This window comes from Sphingopyxis sp. GW821-FHT12F08, from assembly GCF_058806755.1.
The window spans coordinates 272,179-290,676 of the sequence record NZ_JBXAQA010000001.1; the positions used below are offsets into that span (position 1 = coordinate 272,179).

Annotated in this window: 20 protein-coding genes; 11 read left to right on the plus strand and 9 right to left on the minus strand. The window is 67.1% G+C overall.

Annotated elements, in window-relative coordinates; genetic code table 11:
- Window positions 1-73: 73 nt before the first annotated feature.
- Window positions 74-1,012: a LysR family transcriptional regulator gene (locus AC1RNQ_RS01305; RefSeq protein ID WP_493168287.1), complete on the minus strand. Its 939-nt coding sequence runs from the start codon at window positions 1,010-1,012 to the stop codon at window positions 74-76.
- Between the two features lie 136 nt (window positions 1,013-1,148).
- Here AC1RNQ_RS01305 and AC1RNQ_RS01310 point away from each other — a divergent pair, with 136 nt between their 5' ends.
- From AC1RNQ_RS01310 to AC1RNQ_RS01340, 7 genes are all read left to right on the plus strand, one after another.
- Window positions 1,149-1,844 (plus strand): pirin family protein, encoded by a 696-nt coding sequence (locus AC1RNQ_RS01310; RefSeq protein WP_493168289.1) that lies wholly within the window; start codon window positions 1,149-1,151, stop codon window positions 1,842-1,844.
- Window positions 1,845-1,976: 132 nt separating this feature from the next.
- Window positions 1,977-2,573, plus strand: coding sequence for an FMN-dependent NADH-azoreductase (locus AC1RNQ_RS01315; RefSeq protein ID WP_493168290.1), 597 nt, complete (start codon window positions 1,977-1,979; stop codon window positions 2,571-2,573).
- A 4-nt stretch (window positions 2,574-2,577) separates the two neighbouring features.
- Entirely contained in the window at window positions 2,578-3,390 is an 813-nt protein-coding gene (locus tag AC1RNQ_RS01320; RefSeq protein WP_493168291.1) for a DODA-type extradiol aromatic ring-opening family dioxygenase, read from the plus strand.
- Window positions 3,391-3,415: 25 nt separating this feature from the next.
- Window positions 3,416-4,111: an RluA family pseudouridine synthase gene (locus AC1RNQ_RS01325; RefSeq protein ID WP_493168292.1), complete on the plus strand. Its 696-nt coding sequence runs from the start codon at window positions 3,416-3,418 to the stop codon at window positions 4,109-4,111.
- A complete protein-coding gene (gene arfB, locus AC1RNQ_RS01330; RefSeq protein ID WP_493168294.1) occupies window positions 4,104-4,505 on the plus strand; it encodes an alternative ribosome rescue aminoacyl-tRNA hydrolase ArfB in 402 nt (133 codons plus the stop codon). The genes AC1RNQ_RS01325 and arfB overlap by 8 nt, the downstream gene beginning before the upstream one ends.
- Before the next feature lie 59 nt (window positions 4,506-4,564).
- The gene (locus AC1RNQ_RS01335) at window positions 4,565-4,747 is read left to right on the plus strand and encodes a hypothetical protein (protein WP_493168295.1); all 183 of its coding nucleotides are present in this window, start codon (window positions 4,565-4,567) and stop codon (window positions 4,745-4,747) included.
- Window positions 4,748-4,848: 101 nt separating this feature from the next.
- Window positions 4,849-5,211 (plus strand): PilZ domain-containing protein, encoded by a 363-nt coding sequence (locus AC1RNQ_RS01340; protein ID WP_493168297.1) that lies wholly within the window; start codon window positions 4,849-4,851, stop codon window positions 5,209-5,211.
- Between the two features lie 126 nt (window positions 5,212-5,337).
- On the opposite strand, the gene AC1RNQ_RS01345 is transcribed toward AC1RNQ_RS01340, so the two are convergent.
- On the minus strand, window positions 5,338-5,763 hold the full coding sequence (locus AC1RNQ_RS01345) for an EVE domain-containing protein (protein WP_493168298.1): 426 nt from the start codon (window positions 5,761-5,763) through the stop codon (window positions 5,338-5,340).
- Window positions 5,764-6,032: 269 nt separating this feature from the next.
- Between AC1RNQ_RS01345 and AC1RNQ_RS01350 the strand changes: the two genes are divergently transcribed.
- A complete protein-coding gene (locus AC1RNQ_RS01350; protein WP_493168299.1) occupies window positions 6,033-6,962 on the plus strand; it encodes an isopenicillin N synthase family dioxygenase in 930 nt (309 codons plus the stop codon).
- A 79-nt stretch (window positions 6,963-7,041) separates the two neighbouring features.
- Here the strand turns inward: AC1RNQ_RS01350 and AC1RNQ_RS01355 are convergent, their stop codons facing one another.
- The 4 genes from AC1RNQ_RS01355 to AC1RNQ_RS01370 form a co-directional block, all read right to left on the minus strand.
- On the minus strand, window positions 7,042-7,446 hold the full coding sequence (locus AC1RNQ_RS01355) for a ribose-phosphate pyrophosphokinase (protein WP_493168300.1): 405 nt from the start codon (window positions 7,444-7,446) through the stop codon (window positions 7,042-7,044).
- Entirely contained in the window at window positions 7,436-8,257 is an 822-nt protein-coding gene (locus AC1RNQ_RS01360; RefSeq protein ID WP_493168302.1) for a DUF1295 domain-containing protein, read from the minus strand. Before AC1RNQ_RS01360 ends, AC1RNQ_RS01355 begins: the two co-directional genes overlap by 11 nt.
- 138 nt (window positions 8,258-8,395) lie before the next feature.
- Entirely contained in the window at window positions 8,396-9,007 is a 612-nt protein-coding gene (locus AC1RNQ_RS01365) for a lysophospholipid acyltransferase family protein (RefSeq protein WP_493168303.1), read from the minus strand.
- A 260-nt stretch (window positions 9,008-9,267) separates the two neighbouring features.
- On the minus strand, window positions 9,268-10,086 hold the full coding sequence (locus AC1RNQ_RS01370) for a ferredoxin--NADP reductase (protein ID WP_493168304.1): 819 nt from the start codon (window positions 10,084-10,086) through the stop codon (window positions 9,268-9,270).
- A 517-nt stretch (window positions 10,087-10,603) separates the two neighbouring features.
- Here AC1RNQ_RS01370 and AC1RNQ_RS01375 point away from each other — a divergent pair.
- From AC1RNQ_RS01375 to AC1RNQ_RS01385, 3 genes are all read left to right on the plus strand, one after another.
- Complete coding sequence (locus AC1RNQ_RS01375) at window positions 10,604-11,569, plus strand: hypothetical protein (protein ID WP_493168305.1); 966 nt, start codon at window positions 10,604-10,606, stop codon at window positions 11,567-11,569.
- A gap of 316 nt (window positions 11,570-11,885) precedes the next feature.
- A complete protein-coding gene (gene parC / locus AC1RNQ_RS01380; protein ID WP_493168306.1) occupies window positions 11,886-14,186 on the plus strand; it encodes a DNA topoisomerase IV subunit A in 2,301 nt (766 codons plus the stop codon).
- Window positions 14,187-14,276: 90 nt separating this feature from the next.
- Window positions 14,277-15,956: a putative bifunctional diguanylate cyclase/phosphodiesterase gene (locus AC1RNQ_RS01385; RefSeq protein WP_493168307.1), complete on the plus strand. Its 1,680-nt coding sequence runs from the start codon at window positions 14,277-14,279 to the stop codon at window positions 15,954-15,956.
- On the opposite strand, the gene AC1RNQ_RS01390 is transcribed toward AC1RNQ_RS01385, so the two are convergent.
- The 3 genes from AC1RNQ_RS01390 to AC1RNQ_RS01400 are packed head-to-tail and all read right to left on the minus strand — an operon-like array spanning window position 15,920 to window position 18,317.
- The gene (locus AC1RNQ_RS01390; protein ID WP_493168309.1) at window positions 15,920-17,143 is read right to left on the minus strand and encodes a CCA tRNA nucleotidyltransferase; all 1,224 of its coding nucleotides are present in this window, start codon (window positions 17,141-17,143) and stop codon (window positions 15,920-15,922) included. The genes AC1RNQ_RS01385 and AC1RNQ_RS01390 overlap by 37 nt on opposite strands.
- A gap of 2 nt (window positions 17,144-17,145) precedes the next feature.
- A complete protein-coding gene (locus AC1RNQ_RS01395; RefSeq protein ID WP_493168311.1) occupies window positions 17,146-17,730 on the minus strand; it encodes a CoA pyrophosphatase in 585 nt (194 codons plus the stop codon).
- A complete protein-coding gene (locus AC1RNQ_RS01400; RefSeq protein ID WP_493168312.1) occupies window positions 17,730-18,317 on the minus strand; it encodes a DUF1285 domain-containing protein in 588 nt (195 codons plus the stop codon). The genes AC1RNQ_RS01395 and AC1RNQ_RS01400 overlap by 1 nt, the downstream gene beginning before the upstream one ends.
- Window positions 18,318-18,498: the final 181 nt, after the last annotated feature.

Genomic DNA, 18,498 nt, shown 5'->3' on the forward strand with positions numbered 1-18,498 from the left:
GGAAAAGGTTAATTTTGATTTAACCCGCAGGAATCCGCGAGTCGCGAGGATTCCATGCCACAGTTTTAACCGTCTAGACGCCCGTCCCGAGCGCCAGATGCTGCGCGTGCGCACCGGTGCACGAGCGTTTGAGCGTATCGACCAGGTGGTCCGACAGCGCCTTCACCCGCGCCGGGCGCAGCCGCGATGGTGGCGAAAGAAGGTGAAGATATGCTTGCGGCAGCGACCAATCGGTCAGGATGCGCACCACCGCCCCCGTCGCCAGCGCCTCGGCCGATATGAAATCGGGCAGCACCGCGATGCCGCCCCCTGCGATCAGTAGCGGGATCATCACGTCGCCATTGTTGGTAAAGAGCGGCCCGGTCGGGATCACCGTCGCTTCCTCGCCCTCGCGGTGGAAGCGCAAAGGCATCGCCTTCTCGCGGTGGCCATATCCGATCAGCCGGTGGCGGCCGAGGTCGAGCGGGTGGCGCGGCGTGCCATGTTTCTCCAGATAGGCGGGGCTCGCGATCACCGACGCAGCGACCGGCGCGATCGTGCGCGCGAGCAGGCTCGAATCCTCCATGCTCGCGATGCGCAGCCCCAGGTCGATGCCCTCGCCGACCAGGTCGTGGCGTGCGTCGCTCAGCATCACCTCGATCTCGACCGCGGGATGCATTTCCAGAAAGCTGGCGAGCGGGTGCCCCAGCACCTTGATCCCGAAGCTCATCGGCGCCGCGAGCCGGATCGGGCCGGCCAGGTCGACGCGGTCGCCGCGCGCAGCTTCAGTGGCCGCGGTCGCCGCCGCGACCATCGCATGCGCCTCGCCCAGCAGCCCCGCGCCGGCGGTCGACACGGTGACCGTGCGCGAGCTGCGGTGCAGCAAGGTGATGCCCAGCGACGCCTCGAGCCGCGTCACCGCCTTCGACACGCTCGCCTTCGACAGCCCCAGCGCCGCCGCCGCCGCGGTAAAGCTGCCGCTGTCGGCGACGGCGGCGAAACAGGCCCAGCCTTCATAATCGGGAAGCGCCATATACACTCCAAATGGAAACGATCCATTTCCATCTATGCTATTTTAGAAACGATCGCCATCGCTATCTTGTCCTCAACAGCTCACCTCCATCCACGCGGTGGCGGTGAAGATCGACAAGATACGAAAGGACGACGCCATGATCGACATCCGCAAATTCGACAGCCTCGGCCACGCCAACCACGGCTGGCTCGACGCCCGTCACCATTTCTCCTTCGCGAGCTACCATGACCCCAAGCGCATGGGCTGGGGCGCGCTGCGCGTGTGGAACGACGATGCCATCGCGGCGCAGGCGGGCTTCCCCCCGCACCCGCACCGCGACATGGAAATCATCACCTATGTCCGCACCGGCGCGATCACGCACCGCGACTCGATGGGCAACAGCGGCCGCACCGCGGCGGGCGATGTCCAGGTGATGAGCGCGGGCACCGGCGTGACGCACAGCGAGTTCAACTTGGAGGATGAGGAAACGACGCTGTTCCAGATCTGGATCATGCCCGACCGCGAGGGCGGCAATCCGGGCTGGGGGGCGCGCCAGTTTCCGCAGGCCGATCGCTCTGGCCAGTTCGTGACGCTGGCCAGCGGCATCGAAGGCGACGAGGCCCTGCCGATCCGCGCCGACGCCCGCGTGGCGGCGGCGACGGTGAACGCCGGCGAGAAGGTCTCTTATGACCTGCCCGCCGGACGCCATGCCTACCTCGTCGCCGCCAAGGGCCGCATCCGCGTCAATGGCGAGGACGCGAACCCCCGCGACGGCATCGCGATCCGCGATGTCGGCACGATCGAGGTCGAGGCGATCGACGACGCCGAACTGGTGCTGGTCGACAGCCTCTGACGAAACCCCGGGCCGCCGCCTCCCCCTCCCCCGGCGGCGGCCCACCCCTGTGCCGCGAGTTCCCCTTCCCCCCGGTAAAATGAACTCGCGGCACCCCCTTCTTCCCCAAGTCCAAGCCAAAGGAGTAAAATCATGTCCCATATTCTTCGCATCGACGCCTCGGCCCGCAACGCCGGTTCGACCACCCGCCAGCTCACCGACCAGCTCGTCGCCCGCCTTGTCGAACAGGGCTATGGCGCCGCGGTCACCCAGCGCGACCTCGCGCTCACCCCGCCGGCGCTGCTCACCGAAGCCTGGGTCGGCGCGAACTTCACCGACGATGCCGACCGCAGCGACGACCAGCGCGCCGCCCTCGCCGCGTCGGACGAGCTGATCGCCGAGCTCGAAGCCGCCGACACGATCGTCATCGGCGTGCCGGTCTATAATTTCGCGATCCCCGCCGCGCTCAAGGCGTGGGTCGACCTGATCGCCCGCGCCCGCCGCACCTTCCGCTACACCGAGACCGGCCCCGAAGGGCTGCTCAAGGGCAAGAAGGCCTATCTGGTCGTCGCCTCGGGCGGCGTGCCGGTCGGCAGCGACTATGATTTCGCGACCGGCTACCTCCGCCATGTCCTCGGCTTCGTCGGGATCACCGACGTGTCGATCATCGCCGCCGACCAGCAGATGATGGACGGCGAGGCGATCGCCCGCGCCACCGCGTCGATCGACGCGCTGCAGCAGGCGGCCTGAACCGATGCGCCGTCTGCCGAGCCTTTTCGTTTCGCACGGCTCGCCGATGATGGCGCTCGAGCCCAGCCCGGCGCGGACCTTCCTCGCCGGGCTGGGTACCCATCTGCCGCGCCCCCGCGCGATCCTGATGGTGTCGGCGCATCATGATGCCGCTTATCAGGGCGGGCGGGCGACGGTCACCGCCTCACCGAACCCGCCGACGATCCACGACTTCGGCGGCTTTCCCGACGAACTCTTCGCGATGCGCTATCCGGCGCCGGGCGACCCGGCGCTGGCGGACCGGATCGTCGAGCTGCTCGGCGCGCACGGCCTGGCGGTCACCGCCGACCCCGAACGCGGCCTCGATCACGGCGCGTGGGTACCGCTCTCGCTCACCTATCCGCAGGCCGACATCCCGGTCGTCCAACTCTCGATCGCGTCGAACGCCTCGCCCGAATTTCATTATGCGCTAGGGCAGGCGCTCGCGCCGCTCCGCGACGAGGACGTATTGATCGTCGGATCGGGCAGCATCACCCACAATCTCCGCGCGCTCTTTTCCTCGCGGCAGCCGATCGAAGCCCCCGCGCCGGCGTGGGTGACCGGCTTCACCGACTGGGTGGCGGAGCGCATGGCAGCAGGCGCCGTCGACGATGTGCTGCACGCGGTCGAACGTGCACCGCACGGCAAGGACAATCACCCCACGCCCGACCATATCCTGCCGCTGTTCGTCGCGATGGGCGCCGGAGCGAATGGGGGCGGCACGCCGTTCGCCGCCGAGCGCCTCCACGCCAGCACCACCTATGGCCTGCTCGGCATGGACGTTTATTCTTTCGGCTGACCGGCGCGCGGCCTATAGGCCGCCGATGCTGCTGACCGATCATATCCTGTTCCTCGATGGCGAAGCGATCGTCGTCGACAAGCCGGCGGGCCTGCCCGTCGACGCCCCGCGCGATGGCGGCATCAGCCTGATCAACCATCTCGACACGCTGAAATTCGGCTTCAAGCGCTGGCCGCTCGCGGTCCACAGGCTCGACCGCGACACCTCGGGCTGCCTGCTGCTCGCCCGCAATCCCAAGGCGCATGGCCGCTTCACCCAGGCGTTCGAGGCGCGCGAAGTCGAAAAGGCCTATCTCGCGATCGTCGACGGCGCCGTCGCAGGGACAAGCGGCACGATCGACCTGCCGCTCGCCAAGGTATCGACCGCCGAGGAGGGCTGGCGCATGGTCGGCGACGGCGACCGGAAACTGGGGGGCAAACCGTCGATCTCGCATTGGGAAAAGCTCGCCGAGGCGGGGGGCCGCAGCCTGCTGCGCTTCCGCCCCGAAACCGGCCGCACGCACCAGCTCCGCGTCCATGCGCTCGAAGGCCTCGGCTTTCCGCTCGTCGGCGATCCCGTCTATGGCAAGGGCGGCCCCCGCGATCGCACGATGCTCCACGCCGAACGCCTGGTCGTCCGGCGCGGCGAGAAGCCGCCGATCGTCGCCGAAGCCCCCTTCCCCGACCGCTTCATCGCGCTGGGCTTTGCCGCCCCGGAGGGCGCGGAGCCGACGCGTGGCTGACATTCCCGAAAGCGCGCTTTCGGAGAAATTCCTCGCCGGAACCGGTCCGGGCGGACAGAATGTCAACAAGGTCGCGACCGCGTGCCAGTTGCGCGTCAACGTCTATGCGCTCGGGCTCGACCCCGAAGCCTATAAGCGTCTGAAGACTCTCGCGGGCAGCAAGATGACCACCGACGGCGAGCTGATCATCCTCGCGCGCCAGTTTCGCACGCAGGAGGCGAACCGCGCCGACGCCCGCGCGCGGCTGAACGCGCTGGTCGACCAGGCGCTGATCCGCCCCGAAAAACGCATCAAGACCAAGCCGAGCAAGGCAGCCAGAGCGCGGCGCGTCGACGGCAAGAAGGCGCGCAGCGCGGTCAAGGCGGGCCGCGGCCGCGTCCGTCCGTCAGAGTAAACCCGATCTTTACCCTGCCCGGCTAATCCCGCCCCGATGTTCAGCATGGGGCCCAAGCGATGACCGATATCGTCCGTTCGATCCTGATGGGGCTCGGCTGCCTCAGCATCCTCGGCCTCGTCGGCTGCGGGATGATGGGTGCCGGGGTGATCGTCGCCGCCGACCGCGCCGCCGATCGCGCTTATGAACAGTCGGACGGCGGCAGCAGCGGCGATGCCGAAAAATCGCCCTGGGACAAATAAGCGTCCCGCCGCGGGACGGATAACCCCGGCTTTAACGAAATTTACCATGTCCGGTTACGCCGCGGAAAGCATCGGCGCCTAGGGTGGCCGCTCCACCTTCTATGGCCATCTTCTATGGGACGCAGCGGACCGTGACGTACCAGCCCAATTTCACGATCAAGGATGCCGGCAATGTCCGCCGCGACACGCGTACGCAGGTCGGCGGCCGCGCGCGGATGCGCGAGGCGGGGTGCAATCCCTTCGACGTCGAGCTGTTCGACCTGTCGGCGACGGGCTTTCGCGTCGTCACCTTCGCACGGCTGCGCATCGGTATGCACGTCTGGGTGAACCTGCCCGGGCTGCAGGCGATCGAGGCGATCGTGCGCCGCGCCGAAGGCATCGGTTTCGGCTGCGAATTCGTGTCGCCACTGCACCCGTCGGTCGCGCAGCATATGCAGGCGACGCTGAGCCACCTCAAGGACTGAGCAGCTTTCTATCGAACAAACCGTAGCCCTGAGCCTGTCGAAGGGCGCTTCTCGGTGAGGCGCCCTTCGACAGGCTCAGGGCTACGGTGATGATTGCACCCACTCCTAACGCGAGGGGCCGAGCGCTCAGCCCTCGGGCTTTTCCGACTTCTTCAGGATATGCTTCCACTCGGCGGGGGTGACGCGCCCGACCGACAGCCGCGACTGGCGGATCAGGTCCATGTCGGCGAGCTTGGGATCGGCCTTGATCGCCGCGAGCGTCACCGGATAAGCGAGCGGGCGCACCGGCGCGACGCGCACGATCACCCAGGGCGATCCTTCGTCGGCGGTCGGATCGGGCGAGGCGGTCTCGACGATCTCCATGATCCCGACGCATAACTTGCCGATATTGCTGTGATAGAAGAGCGCCTCGTCGCCGACCTCCATCGCCATCATGTTCAGCTTGGCGGTGTGGTTGCGCACCCCGTCCCACATGCCCTTGCCGTCCTTGACGAGCTGCTCCCACGCATAGGCGTCGGGTTCGGATTTCATCAGCCAATATTGTTTTGCCATGTCGGTGCGCTTTTCTAAGCCCCTCCCCTTCAGGGGAGGGGTTGGGGTGGGGTCTGCCGGCCTTGCACAAGGTGGCGAAACCCCACCCCGCTGCGACCAGGCAGCAAGCTGCCAAGTCTCGCTGCCCCTCCCCCGAAGGAGAGGGGCTTTGGTTCTCTAGGCATGCCCGCCCCACTTGAAAAGAGCGAGCCTCTTTCCCTCCATCCCCGACGCTCCTACATGCGGAAACAGAGTCGCGGGCCATGTCCCGCCCTGATATGGATGAACCTATGACCGCCGCCGTCCCTATAATCTCCATGGCCCTTCCCGCCGACCGGTTCGCGCAAGAATTCGGCGCCTCCTTCGAACGCTTCGGCTTCGCGATGATCACCGACCATGGCATCGACCCCGGCCTGATCGACGAGGCGTGGGACAAGGCCAAGGCCTTCTTCGCGCTCCCCGAGGAACAGAAGCGCGCCTATCATATCGCCGGCGGCGGGGGCGCGCGGGGCTACACCCCCTTCGGGACCGAGATCGCCAAGGGCGCGAAGGAGGTCGATCTCAAGGAATTCTGGCACGTCGGCCGCGACCTGCCCGCGGGCCATCCTCTCGCCGCGCAGCAGCCGAACAATGTCTGGCCCGCCGAGGTCGCGGGCTTCCGCACCGCATACGACAAGCTCTTCGCCGAATTCGACCGCGTCGGCGGCCGGCTGCTGTCGGGCATCGCCCGCTATCTGGGGCTCGACCCCGATTTTTTCGACGACACGGTGAAGGACGGCAACAGCGTGATGCGCCTGCTCCATTACCCGCCGGTCGAGGCCCCCGCCAAGGGCATCCGCGCCGAGGCGCATGAGGATATCAACACGATCACCTTGCTGCTCGGCGCCGAGGAAGCGGGGCTCGAGATTCTCGACAAGGACGGCAGCTGGCTCCCGGTCAGCCCCCCGCCGGGCGCGATGGCGGTCAATGTCGGCGACATGCTCCAGCGGCTGACCAACAACCGCCTGCCCTCGACCACCCACCGCGTGCGCAACCCCGACGCCGGCCGCGCGAGCGTCGCGCGCTATTCGATGCCCTTCTTCCTCCACTTCCGCTCGGACTATCCGATCGAGACGCTGGAAAATTGCATCGGCGCGTCGCACCCGAACCTCTATCCGACGCCGATCACGGCGGACGAATATCTGCAGGAACGGCTGCGCGAGATCGGGTTGAAGAAATAGGCCCGCCGCGTGTCAGCTTTGGGGTGGGGAGCGGACGTTGCCGATCCTCCCCGTTCCGGGGAGGATCGCTTTCGGCCGCTCACCGCCCCGCCCAAAAATCAAACACCGCCTGCTGCTGCTCCCGAATGAAGCGCGCAGCCGCTGCGCCCTCCCACGGGCCGTCGTAACCCAGCAGCAGCGCGGTCCCGCCGACCCACCAGCCCTGCCCCGGCAGCCGGTCGCTCTCGCGCACCACCAGCACCGCCATGTCGGGCTCGCCGTCGGCCGCGCACAGCCGGTCGACCTCTTCAAGCGTGCGGCATACCGCGCGCATCTTGGGCCGCGAAAAACGAAAGCCCAGGTCGCCGAGCAACTCGGAGTAGCTGACGCTGCGCCCTTCGCGCGCCGCTTCGGTCAATATCGCGCGGATGCGCTGGGCGTCGCCCAATGCGCTGACGTCGGCCGGAACGGGCGCGTCGGCGTCGAGGCCCGGGTCAAGCGCCATGTTTTTTCGGCGGCCAGGGGATGAAGCCCGACGTGCGCGCGATATAATCGTCATAGCCCGGGCGCGTGTGCTTCATGCCGCGTTCGAGCAAAGCCTTGCCCGACCATTTGGTGAGGGTGAAGCTCAGGAACAGCGGCCCGACCACGCTCGCCGCGGCGACCCAGATCGCGGCGTCGGCGGCGACGAGGAAAATGCCCCACCAGGTCAGCGCGTCGCCGAAATAATTGGGATGGCGCGTGTAGCGCCACAGCCCGGTATCGAGCACCCTTCCCTGGTTCGCGGGATCGGCCCGGAAGCGGCCCAGCTGCCAGTCGCCGACGGTCTCGAAGGCGATGCCGACCAGCGCCGCGCCGACGCCGATCCAGCCGAGGATACCGATCGCCGACGACGGCGCCGCCGCGCTCGCCCAGATGCCGATCTGCGCGGGCAGGCTGGTGATGAAGAGCAGCGGCGCCTGCGTCAGGAAGACGCTGACCAGCGCGGTGACCTCCCAGCCCCAGTGGCGCTTCTTCATGATGCTCGTGATGATCTTCTGGTAGCGCGGGTCCTCGCCGCTGCGCCGCCACCGGACGAACAAATGGATCGCGAGCCGCATCCCCCAGAGCGTCGTCAGCCCGAGCAGCAATTGCGCGCGCAGTCCTGCATTGCCCACCTGCGCCGCGGTGCCCCATGCCAGCAGCACCATCCCGAACGCCCAGAAGGCATCGATGAACGACACGTCGCGGATCTGCAGCGCGATCAGCCACAAGAGGCCGATGACCAGGATCAGCCCGAAGAAATTGGTCGCCAGCACGATTCCCACGCTCGTCATCGCCGTCTCCTGCCCTCGCTGCCCACTAACCCCGTTCGTGCTGAGCTTGTCGAAGCACCGTATTTTCTTTGCAACATTGAAAAGAAAGAACAGCCCTTCGACAAGCTCAGGGCAAACGGGTTATTTTAGCACCGCGCTCTAGTCGGTCCCCACGATATCATCGATCGACGTCACCGCACGCTCCGGAAATTTGGGGATGCAGCTTTTATAGACTTCGAGCACCTTCGTCATGTCGGCGCGGAAATCGCCGGTCGGCCAGATCAGCGGACCGAGCCCGCCGGTCTTCTTCGCATAGTCCATGAAGCCGACGACCATCGGTACCTTCGCCGCCAGCGCGATCTGGTAGAATCCGGTGCGCCATTTCTTCGCCTTGCCGCGCGTGCCCTCGGGGGCGACGGTCAGCATGAATTCGGCGCGGCGCGCGAATTGCTCGACCATCTGCTGCACCGCGTTCGACGCATTGTGGCGGTCGACCGGGATGCCGCCCATCTGTTTCATGAAGCCGCCGATCGGCCATTTGAACAGCGACAGCTTCCCCATGAAATGCGCGCGCACGCCAAGGTCGGCGGTGAGGCCGAGGAAGTTCACGAAATCCCAGTTGCTGGTGTGCGGCGCGGCGATGATGATGAAGCGCCGCGGCTCGGGCACCTCGCCCTCGGCCTTCCAGCCGCGCAGCCGGTACATCGCCAGCAGCAGGCGCCGCACGGCGCGCGCCACCAGCCCCGGCGGATTGTCGTCAAAAGCTGTCACAAACGGTCCTCTCCCGTTGCCGGGATGCGCGAAAGGCGAAAGCCGCGCAAGAAAAACAAGGCGCCTTGCGGGGTTGGCGCATTCTGCTCCCTTCGTTTGCGAAGGGGATTTCGCGATCAAGACAATCTGGCGGAGTTGGATGGGGGTGATGGCGCGTCACGGCACCGTCAGCGCAGGCCGAAACCGCACCCCCACCGCTGCGACCAGGCGGCAAGCCGCCAAGTCTCGCTGCCTCCCCGATCAAGGGAGAGGCAGTGGCCCTAGCCCACGAACGCCCGCTCGATCACAAAGTCGCCGGGCGAAGCGTTCGATCCTTCGGTAAAGCCCAGCGCCTCGAACCGCGCCTGCAACTCGCGGATCATCGCCATGCTGCCGCACATCATGATGCGGTCGCTGGCCGGATCGAAAGCGGCGGGGCCGGTCAGCGAGTGGCCGAACAGCGCGCCATTGTCGATCAGCGCGTCGATCCGGCCCATGGTGCGGAAGGGCTCGCGCGTCACCGTCGGCAGGTAATGGAATTGCAGCAGCGCCTGATCCTGTACCAGCGGATCGCCCGCAAGCTGGCTTTCGAGCTCGTCGCGGAAGGCGAGGTCGCTGACCCGGCGCACGCAATGGACGATCATGATCTGGTTGAACCGCTCATAGATATCGGGATCGCGCGCGAGGCTGAGGAAGGGCGCGAGGCCGGTGCCGGTCGACAGCAGGAACAGCCGCTGCCCCGGGGTCAGCGCGTCGGCGACCAAAGTGCCGGTCGGCTTGCGCCCGAGATAGACGGGATCGCCGGGCTGGATGAGCTGGAGCCGCGAGGTGAGCGGGCCGCCCGGCACCTTGATCGACAGGAATTCCAGCTCTTCGGCCCAGGCGGGGCTGGCGATCGAATAGGCGCGCAGCAGGGGACGCCCCTCGCCGCCGGGCAGCCCGATCATCACGAACTCGCCCGACCGGAAGCGGAAGCTCGCCGGGCGGCTGATCGTGAAGCTGAACAGATGCTCGTTCCAGTGGCGGACGCTCTTCACGTCCTCGACGGTCAGCGAGGCGGAGGGGGCGAGCTTGGCGGCGGCGGCGATACGGTCGCTCATGATCGATCCTTGTGCTGCGATGGGTCGCTATTATCGTTATTGCAATTCATTTGCAATATAGTCCGCAAGGCCATTCGAACCTGCGCCCCCGGGCGGGGCGGCTTTTGGGAGCGGATTTAAGACGATCCTCCCCACTTTGTGGGGAGGTGGCAGCGCGCAGCGCTGACGGAGGGGGCTCGCGTCCTCAAGCGGCGCGTCAGGCGGATAGCCCCTCCACCACGCCCTTCGGGCGCGGTCTCCCTCCCCCGCAAGCGGGGAAGATCGTTACGGCAGATCCCACGCGTAACCGGCCACACCGCACTGGTGAAATTAATGCGCGCAGAGGCACAGAGACCGCAGAGGCGATGGTGCGACATCTCTGCGCCCTCTGCGCCTCTGCGCGAAAAATATGGACACCCGCTGCCCAAAAAACCGCCGCACGACAAAAATAGGATCACCCCGGACGAAACAGCCCTTTCCTAAAATGTGCCCATATGGTTCATTATGTCAGTTTCACATCACCAAAAGGAGCGACTCGATGGAAAACCTCGATACCCGGACGCCGAGCCCCGCCGACATCCCCGCGCCCGGCAGCTACCACTGGACCCCCGCGCTCCAGCGGACCTTCCTCGAAACCCTTGCCGCCACGGGCTCGGTGATCAGCGCCGCGGCGATGGTCAGCATGTCGCCCTCGGCGGCCTATCAGCTCAAGCAGCGGCCCGAAGGCGCGGCGTTCCGCATCGGCTGGGCGGCGGCGGCGCTGATCGCGCGCGACCGGCTCGCCGACGAGCTGCTCGAGCGCGCGATCTGGGGCTATGAGGAAACGAGCCAGGTCGACCCGCTCGACGACCGCCGCCTCACGCGGCGGCGCCGGCACGACGGCCGCCTCGGCCTCGCGATGCTCGCGCGGCTCGACCGCATGGTCGAAACCCGCGCCAGGGCGGGCGAGGCGATGCTGGCGCAGATCGTCGCGGGCGACTGGCCGGGCTTCCTCGCGCTCTTCGACCTCGATTTTCCTGTAGGCGACGAGGGCGACGCCCCATCCGGCCCCGGCGCGGCGCTCGCCTGCTGGCTTGCGGGCCGCGACAACCACGCCAACCCGCTCGCCGCGCTGTGGCAAAATACCCCGATCGCGAATGAAGTTGCGCAGTTTTCCGAGGGTTTCAAGTCCGAGCCGCTGCCCGACGGGACCCCCGAGGAAGAGGCCGAAGCGATGACCGTCTGGCACGACGAGGAAAAGAACGAACTGCGCACCAACTTCCCGCCGCCGGGCGACTTCATCGGCGACGAGGAGGGCCAATTCGGCGACCCCGACTACGAACGCGAGCTCGATCCCGAAGAGGTGGAGGCCTATGAAACCGCCTATAACGCCGAACTCGCCCCGCTCCGCGCCGCCGGCGAGGTCGCCCGCCGCGCCTTCTTCGGCTTTCCCGCGCCCGCGAACGACGTGGAGGCCGGGCAAGAACAAGGTTCGCGCAAAGCCGCAAAGTCGCAAAAAGGGTGAGGCTTGGAGGGCGGTTATTGGGCGTTAGCGGACCTCGCCGATCCTCCCCCGCAGGGGGACGCGGACCACCCGAAGGGTGGTGGAGGGGTACGGGCAGTCAGGCGCAGCGTATGACCTCGCGTACTCCTCTACCATGCTTCGCATGGTCCCCCTCCCCGTTCCGGGGAGGATCGGTAATCTCCGCTCGATCGCGCACCACCTTCTTCGCGTCTTCACGCAAAACAAATCAAGGCCCGCCGCATGTCACCCGAACGAATGTGTGAAAACGCCATCGCCCTTTGCCATGCGGCGCGGGGCTTGCTATCCGCCCCGGACAATGGCGACCACCGACGACGATCTTCCAGCTTCCGACCCCGTTCCCGGCATGAGCGACACCCCGTTCGACAGCGCGCTGTCGGAGCGGTACCTCGTCTATGCGCTGTCGACGATCACCGCGCGCTCGCTGCCCGACCTGCGCGACGGGTTGAAGCCCGTCCACCGCCGCCTCTTGTGGGCGATGCGCGCGATGCGGCTCGATCCGTCGCAGGGCTACAAGAAATCGGCGCGCGTCGTCGGCGACGTCATCGGCAAGTTCCACCCGCACGGCGACACTGCGGTCTACGACGCGATGGTCCGCCTCGCGCAGGATTTCTCGCTGCGTTACCCGCTCGTCGACGGCCAGGGCAATTTCGGCAATATCGACGGCGATAATGCCGCCGCCTATCGCTACACCGAGGCGCGGCTGACGCGCGTCGCGGTCGACCTGATGCAGGGGCTCGACGAGGGCACCGTCGATTTCAAGCCGACCTATAATGGCGAGGACGAAGAGCCCGAGATCATGCCCGGCCTCTTCCCGAACCTGCTCGCCAATGGCGCGAGCGGGATCGCGGTCGGGATGGCGACCAACATCCCGCCGCACAATGCCGCCGAGGTGATCGACGCCGCGCTGGTGTTGATCGAGAACCCGCGCGCCGAGCTCGCCGAACTGCTCGACCATGTGAAGGGTCCCGATTTCCCGACCGGCGGCATCGTCGTCGACAGTGCCGAGACGATTGCCCACGCCTATGCGACCGGCCGCGGCGGCTTTCGCGTCCGCGCGCGTTTTTCGCTCGGCAAGGCCGACGGCGTCTGGGAGGAAACGGGGATCGAGCGGCAAGCGGGCGGCACCTGGCAGCTGGTGATCGGCGAAATCCCTTACGGGGTCGCCAAGGGCAAGCTGATCGAGCAGATCGCGCAGCTGATCGCCGACAGGAAACTCCCGATCCTCGAGGATGTCCGCGACGAAAGCGCCGAGGATCTACGCATCGTCATCGTGCCCAAGAGCCGCAACGTCGACCCCGACATATTGAAGGAAAGCCTCTACCGGCTGACCGATCTCGAAAACCGCTTCGCGCTCAATCTCAACGTCCTCGACGCGACGCGCACGCCCAAGGTGATGGGGCTGAAACAGCTGCTCACCGAATGGCTGCAGCACCAGATCGTCGTGCTCGTCCGCCGCGCCGAGCACCGCATCGCGAAGATCGACGACCGGCTGGAACTGGTCGCCGGCTACATCATCGCCTTCCTCAATCTCGACCGGATCATCGAGATCATCCGCACCGAGGACGAGCCCAAGCCCGTGATGATCGCGGAGTTCGTGCTGACCGACCGCCAGGCCGAGGCGATCCTCAATATGCGGCTCCGCAGCTTGCGCAAGCTCGAGGAAATGGAACTCAAGCGCGAACAGGCCGACCTCGTCGCCGAGCGCGAGGAACTGGCGAAGCTGGTCGAAAGCCCGGCGCGGCAGAAGACGCGGCTGCGCAAGGACCTCGAGAAATTGCGCGCCGTCTACGGCCTCGACACCCTGCTCGGCGTGCGCCGCACGACGATCGCCGAGGCGGCGCCGGCGCGCGACATCCCGCTCGATGCGATGATCGAGAAGGAGCCGGTGACGGTGATCCTGTCGAAACGCGGCTGGATCCGCGCCCAGCGCGGCCATGTCGCGCCCGAAGGGTGGGGCGAGTTCAAGTTCAAGGAAGGCGACGAACTGCTGTTCGCGGTGCGCGCGCAGACCACCGACAAATTGCTCATCGCGGCCAGCGACGGGCGTTTCTACACCGTCGGCGCCGACAAATTGCCGGGCGGGCGCGGCTTCGGCGAGCCGCTGCGGCTGATGGTCGACATCGATTCCGAAGCGCGGATCGTCGCGATGATGCCCGCGAGTGCCGAAGGCCGCCTGCTGCTCGCCTCGACGAGCGGGCACGGCTTTATCGCGCAAATGGCCGAACTGATCGCCGAGACGCGCAAGGGCCGCAACGTCGTCAATCTGAAACCCAAGGCGCAGCTCGCCGTGGTTCGCCCCGTCGGCGCGGGCGACGACAGCGTCGCGGCGATCGGCGAGAACCGCAAGCTGGTGGTCTTTCCCTTGAGCGAAGTGCCGGTGATGGCGCGCGGCCAGGGCGTCGCGCTGCAACGCTTTCGCGACGGGGGGCTGTCCGATGCGACGACCATCGTGCTGGCCGACGGGCTCAGCTGGAAAATGGGCGGCGAAACGGGCCGGATGCGCAGCAATGTCGACGTCTCTTTATGGCGCGTCGCGCGCGGCGCCGCGGGGCGCAATCCCCCCGAAGGCTTTCCGAGGAGCAACCGCTTCGACTGATCGCTTTTCCATGTTGCCGTAAATAGCTTTTTTACTCCCCGCCCCTACGCCCATGAGGCCATGGGGAAAGGTCGCACAAAACCCTCTTTTATGCCCATTGATCGCACCGGTGATGACCGGCCGCTCCTGTTCGTCGGTTGGATCGACGCCCTTCCGGTACCCGCCGCGCTTATCCGGCCGCTGGCGCGCGGCAATTTTCGCCTCCACGCGAGCAACGCCGCCTTCGACCGGCTGAACCTCTCGCCCGCCGGCGCCAACGCCCCGATCGAACTCCGCCGCGCAATCGAACGCATCGCGCAGAACCCCGACGACGGCCAGGAATTCGCCTGCCAGCTGGGCGACGGCCCCGCCGCGCGCGACCTGCGCGGGTCGATCGGCGTGCTGTCCGGCGAATGCGGCGACGAAAACCTCTTCCTGCTGACGCTGATCGATCGCACGCAGGAAATGATGACCGAACGCAACCTGCGCCGCGAGCTGGTGTCGGACAGCCTGACCGGGCTGCCCAACCGCGCCGGGTTCGAGGAGCTGGTCGAAGAGCGCATCGCCGCCGACGGCGAAGCCGACCATGCGATCCTGCTGCTCGACCTCGCGCGTTTCAGCCGCATCAACGAACATATCGGCCCGCTCGCGGGCGACGAGCTGATCATCACCGTGGCGCGGCGGCTGAAATCGAGCCTGCGCAGCGGCGATATATTGGCGCGCACCGGCGGCGACGAATTCGCCATCTCGTCGCGCATCGCGGGCGGACGGGCCGACGTGCGCGAGATCGCGCGGCGTATCCGCGGCTGTTTCGACCATCCCTTCCGCATCGGCGAGCTGAAAGTCAGCGTCGATTGCGCGCTCGGCTGCACGATCCAGCCCGGCGGCGACACCGATGTCGCCGACCAGATCCGCCACGCCCAGATCGCATTGAAGCGCGCCAAACAGACCGACCGCATCGAGATTTACGAGCCCGAAGCCGCAATGCTCTCGGACAATCGCTTCGGGCTCGAAACCGCGCTGCGTAACGCGATCGAGGAAGACCGCCTCCACCTCGCCTTCCAGCCGCTGGTCGAGCTTTCGACGGGCAAGGTCGCGGGTTTCGAGGCGCTCGCGCGCTGGGACAATGATGGAGACCGGTCGATATCGCCGACCGAGTTCATCCCCGTCGCCGAGGATTCGGGGCTGATCGTCCCGCTCGGCCAATGGGCGATCGCCAAGGCGGCGAGCACCCTCGCCGAATGGGACGCCAAGAACGGCGGCGTGCCGGTCGACTGCTATTTCTCGGTCAACGTCTCGGCGATCCAGCTGGTGCGCGACGACGTCGCCGCGGTGGTGCGCCAGGCGCTGGCCGCGAACGCCATCGGCGGCGAGCGGCTGATGATCGAACTCACCGAAAGCGCGATCATCGGCGACCCCGACCTCGCGCTGTCGGTGCTGAGCGAACTGAAGGCGCTGCAGGCGCGCGTCGCGATGGACGATTTCGGCACCGGCTATTCGAACCTCGCCTATCTCCAGCGGCTGCCGCTCGACGTGCTCAAGATCGACCGCAGCTTCGTCGAGCATATGGTCGACGACCGCGACAAGGTGGCGATCGTCCGCACGATCCAGAGCCTGGCCGAGGCACTGGGGATGAAGACCACGGCGGAGGGAGTCGAGACCGCCGACCAGGCGCGGCTGCTGTCGGCACTCGGCTGCGATTTCGGCCAGGGCTTCCTGTTCGCGCGGCCGATGGCCGAGGATGAAGCGTTCGTTTACTGGCGCGAGTCGCTCAGCCGCCCGATATTCTGATCGAGCAGTTCGGCGACGCGCGCCGCATCCGGAAAATCCTCCGCCACCCACTCGGCTTCGACGGCCTTGAGCAGCCGCGCGACCTCGGGACCCGCGGCGACCCCGCGCGCGACGATGTCGCCGCCCTTCAGCGGCAATTCGGGGACATGCCAGCCCGACAGCTGCCGCGCGGCCTCCATCGCGGCTTCGCTGTCCCCGGCAAGCAGATAGACGTCGGCGGCCGCGCCGGTTCCGATCGCGTGCGCCAGCCGGCGCGGCGGCGGCAATCGTTCGGCGCGATGCCCCGCGAGCACGGCGAGGCGCTTGCGCTGCCGCGTCGAAAAGCGCAGGCGACCGGCGACCTGGTCGGCGATCGCCGCCTCGGGAGGCAAGAGCGCGGCGAGGCGCCGCAGCGCGTCGGTTTCCGCGGCGACAGCGGCTTCGTTCGCAATCAAGCGATCGAGCGTATCGGCGAAATCGGGCGACAGCTCGGGCAGGATCACTTCGAAAATCCCGTCGCGGACCATCTGGCCGACGATCGCACGCGGATCGGGAAGCGCCAACATCTTGGTCAGTTCGTCGGCAACACGTTCGCGCGACAGGCTTTTCAGCGACTGGCGCGCCGCGATCACCGCCGCGTGGCTATCGGCGTCCAGCACCCCGTGCCCGAAGCGCGCGACGAAGCGATAGAAGCGCAGGATGCGCAAATGGTCCTCGGCGATGCGCGTCGCCGCGTCGCCGATGAAGCGGATGCACCCGCTTTCGAGGTCAGCGAGCCCGCCGAAATAATCGTCCACCGCGCCCGTCTTCGGGTCGGCATAGAGCGCGTTGATCGTGAAATCGCGCCGCGCGGCATCGTCGCGCCAGTCGTCGGCGAAAGCCACTGTCGCGCGGCGGCCATCGGTTTCGACGTCGCGGCGCAGCGTCGTGATCTCGTGCCGGTCGTGGCTGGCGATCGCGGTGACGGTGCCGTGCGCGATGCCGGTGGGCACGACCTTGATCCCCACCGCCTCGAGCTTTTCGGTGACTTTGTCGGGGGTCAGCGGGGTCGCGAGGTCGATGTCGGCGACGGGCAGGCCCAGCAGCGTGTCACGCACCGCGCCGCCGACGAGCTTCACCGCGCCGCCGCGCGCGGTCAGCGCCGCGACGATGCGCTTGAGGCCTTCGCGGTGGCGCCATTCGGCGTCGGGCAGCAGGGTCGTCCCCATCCTCAGCGGTGCCAGCCCGCGGGCAGCCGCCGCGCCAGATTGACGATGATACCCGCCGTCACGCCCCAGATCCGCCGTCCCTGCCACATCATGTCATAATAGTGCCGATCATGGCCCTGCCAATGCGCTTGCTGGCGGTGGTAGTTGGCGGGGTCGAACAGCGTGCCCAGCGGCACTTCGAACCAGTCCTCGACCTCGTCGGGATTGGGGTCGAGCGGCAGGTCGGGCGGGATCACGCCGAGCACGGGGGTGATGTGATAGCCGCTGCCCGAACGATAGGCCTCGGTCGTGCCGGCGATCGTCACGTCGCGGCGGTGGAGCCCGATCTCCTCCTCGGCCTCGCGCAGCGCCGCGTCGACCGCGTCGCGATCGCCGGGGTCGATCTTGCCGCCGGGAAAGGCCACTTGTCCTGCGTGGCTGCGCAGCCATTGCGGGCGCTGGGTCAGGATCACCCCGGGGTCGGGGCGGTCGGTGAAAGCGATCAGTACCGCCGCATCGCGCAGCGTCGGGGTGCCGAGATAGGTTTCGTCCTCGTCGTCGCCGGGCAGCAGATTTTCGAGCGCGACGCGCAATTTTTCGGAGAGCATCAGGCGGCGCTCGACAATGGGAAGCGCGCGCCGTTCGACCAGATGGCGGGCGACTTTTCGTCCTCCGCCAGCGCCAGCTCGGCGAGCTCATAATAGAGCGCGCGGTCGATGCGCGCCTCGAGGCCATTGCCGAGCGTCCCGCGCACATGGAGGCGCGGGTCGGGATCATGGGGATCGCTCCCGAAGCCGAGCGGATGGTCTGCGCCCGCCATCACGAGGTCGTCGGTATCGAGACGGAATAGCAGCTGGCGGTTCTCGCCTTCGCCCTCGCTCTTCATTTCGACCGCACGGAAGGGGGTGTCCTCGACCGCGATCGACAATTTCTCGGCCGGCGTGACGAGGACATGGCCGCCGTCGGGCTCGCGGCGCAGGATCGTCGAGAAGAGCTTGACCATCGCCGGCCGGTTGATGCGCCCGCCCTCGTGATACCAGCTGCCGTCGGCGCGAATCTCCATCGCGCTGTCGCCCGTGCGTTCGGGATGCCAGCTCTCGACCGGCGGCAGCTTGCGCGCCGCGAGCAGTTCGGCGGCCTCGATCAGCGACAGCTGCGCGAAGTCCTTGGGAAGCGATGGCGCGGGGGTGACCATCCATCCGACATAGGGGGACGTGCGGAGGGTGCAAGTCGGCTTTACCGCGAGACGAGGCGCAAGTCCGACGGCGCGGCGCGAATCTGGTTCACGCGAAGACGCGAAGAAGAAGGTTCGGACCGGCAGGCCCCTCATTCCTGCGACGGGTCGGTGTTCCGCAAGGTCTTCATGAAAAAGGCCG

Coding starts and splice junctions, on each gene's coding strand:
- AC1RNQ_RS01325 (WP_493168292.1), top strand. CDS start 3,416: ATGCTGCTGACCGATCATATCCTGTTCCTCGATGGCGAAGCGATCGTC.
- AC1RNQ_RS01305 (WP_493168287.1), bottom strand. CDS start 1,012: ATGGCGCTTCCCGATTATGAAGGCTGGGCCTGTTTCGCCGCCGTCGCC.
- AC1RNQ_RS01375 (WP_493168305.1), top strand. CDS start 10,604: ATGGAAAACCTCGATACCCGGACGCCGAGCCCCGCCGACATCCCCGCG.
- AC1RNQ_RS01345 (WP_493168298.1), bottom strand. CDS start 5,763: ATGGCAAAACAATATTGGCTGATGAAATCCGAACCCGACGCCTATGCG.
- AC1RNQ_RS01315 (WP_493168290.1), top strand. CDS start 1,977: ATGTCCCATATTCTTCGCATCGACGCCTCGGCCCGCAACGCCGGTTCG.
- AC1RNQ_RS01335 (WP_493168295.1), top strand. CDS start 4,565: ATGACCGATATCGTCCGTTCGATCCTGATGGGGCTCGGCTGCCTCAGC.
- AC1RNQ_RS01370 (WP_493168304.1), bottom strand. CDS start 10,086: ATGAGCGACCGTATCGCCGCCGCCGCCAAGCTCGCCCCCTCCGCCTCG.
- AC1RNQ_RS01390 (WP_493168309.1), bottom strand. CDS start 17,143: ATGGGGACGACCCTGCTGCCCGACGCCGAATGGCGCCACCGCGAAGGC.
- AC1RNQ_RS01385 (WP_493168307.1), top strand. CDS start 14,277: ATGCCCATTGATCGCACCGGTGATGACCGGCCGCTCCTGTTCGTCGGT.
- AC1RNQ_RS01400 (WP_493168312.1), bottom strand. CDS start 18,317: ATGGTCACCCCCGCGCCATCGCTTCCCAAGGACTTCGCGCAGCTGTCG.
- AC1RNQ_RS01355 (WP_493168300.1), bottom strand. CDS start 7,446: ATGGCGCTTGACCCGGGCCTCGACGCCGACGCGCCCGTTCCGGCCGAC.
- AC1RNQ_RS01395 (WP_493168311.1), bottom strand. CDS start 17,730: ATGCTCTCCGAAAAATTGCGCGTCGCGCTCGAAAATCTGCTGCCCGGC.
- AC1RNQ_RS01350 (WP_493168299.1), top strand. CDS start 6,033: ATGACCGCCGCCGTCCCTATAATCTCCATGGCCCTTCCCGCCGACCGG.
- AC1RNQ_RS01340 (WP_493168297.1), top strand. CDS start 4,849: ATGGCCATCTTCTATGGGACGCAGCGGACCGTGACGTACCAGCCCAAT.
- AC1RNQ_RS01310 (WP_493168289.1), top strand. CDS start 1,149: ATGATCGACATCCGCAAATTCGACAGCCTCGGCCACGCCAACCACGGC.
- parC (WP_493168306.1), top strand. CDS start 11,886: ATGGCGACCACCGACGACGATCTTCCAGCTTCCGACCCCGTTCCCGGC.
- AC1RNQ_RS01360 (WP_493168302.1), bottom strand. CDS start 8,257: ATGACGAGCGTGGGAATCGTGCTGGCGACCAATTTCTTCGGGCTGATC.
- AC1RNQ_RS01320 (WP_493168291.1), top strand. CDS start 2,578: ATGCGCCGTCTGCCGAGCCTTTTCGTTTCGCACGGCTCGCCGATGATG.